The 1,057-nt window shown below is 30.6% G+C and carries 2 protein-coding genes and 1 pseudogene; 1 reads left to right on the forward strand and 2 read right to left on the reverse strand.

Features of this window, described 5'->3' with window-relative positions:
• Nucleotides 1-5 precede the first annotated feature (5 nt).
• Nucleotides 6-248 carry a hypothetical protein gene (locus tag GFJ36_RS16270; protein WP_098082779.1) on the reverse strand — a complete coding sequence of 81 codons (243 nt, stop codon included), beginning with the start codon at nt 246-248 and terminating at the stop codon, nt 6-8.
• A gap of 243 nt (nt 249-491) precedes the next feature.
• Here GFJ36_RS16270 and GFJ36_RS16275 point away from each other — a divergent pair.
• Nucleotides 492-557: pseudogene (locus tag GFJ36_RS16275) on the forward strand (DUF2187 family protein); the annotation flags it as partial.
• 58 nt (nt 558-615) lie between these two features.
• On the opposite strand, the gene GFJ36_RS16280 reads toward GFJ36_RS16275, so the two are convergent.
• On the reverse strand, nt 616-915 hold the full coding sequence (locus GFJ36_RS16280) for an ArsR/SmtB family transcription factor (RefSeq protein ID WP_060487300.1): 300 nt from the start codon (nt 913-915) through the stop codon (nt 616-618).
• Nucleotides 916-1,057 lie beyond the last annotated feature (142 nt).

The raw sequence follows: 1,057 nt of genomic DNA on the forward strand, positions 1-1,057 counted from the left end.
CTCACTTAAGAAGTTTTAAAAGACAAGCTTGTTAATGATGTCCCAACACTTAAGTCGTTATTTAATACGAGGGATAAACAGGCTACTAATGGTAATGTAATAGTAATTGAGCCATCAGAATTAATCACTATACTAGGACTAGATCCACACTCTTCTCCACCACTTACAATTGATTCTACCTCACCACTCGGAGTAAACGTAACTATAAGACACACATCGATACAAATATCATTTAAAGTATATGGCATTACTTATACCCCTCCCTAAAACAATTTATAATAAGCTATGTAGTAAAAAGGGCTAATGACACAAAAAAATTTTAGATAAATGCGCATTAAGATGTTTTTTCTATTTTTACAGAGCTCCGCTCAATTCATCCTTAAAAACACAAGGTAAAGTGAACCCGTTATAGTCCATGAAATGAGCTCTAATCCCCCCTTATCTAAAAAGGAGGAACTATTATTATGGGATATGATTGTAGTAAGCGGTGTACTTTTGAATTTGATCGAACCATTGTAAATCATAAAAACTATAAAATTTCAAATGCAAATACATAAAGCAACACAAAATAGCCCCTTCTCACCAGCAGGGGCTATTTTATATGAAAATACTTCATTAGTTTATATATCCTAAAACACTTACAATCTTACTCGCTTTTAAATTATGAATATGATAATAAATTTCTAAACCTTTTCGCTCAGCTCGTAACACTTTACCCTTCATTTTTGATAAATGTTGTGAAACTGTCGATTGTGGAATATTCAGTAATTCTGTTAATTGTGTTACATTACACGTTTTTCTCGTACTTAATTCATTTACAATTTGTAAGCGGATTGGATGCGCCATAATTTTCAAAATATCTACATCTTCTTCTGAAACTAAACTTTTTCTCAATTCACTTGTATATGTTGTCATAGGACATTCCCCTTTTATATGAGCTCCTTTTATTTTGATCTATTTCCAAAATATTTAAAACTCCGATGTAAAACCTTTATATAAAAATAAAGGAATTTTAACTTTTTAAAAACAGAACGAAATACAATTCACTTTATTTATT

It is taken from the genome of Bacillus sp. EE-W1, from assembly GCF_009760835.1.
Classification (GTDB): domain Bacteria; phylum Bacillota; class Bacilli; order Bacillales; family Bacillaceae_G; genus Bacillus_A; species Bacillus_A wiedmannii.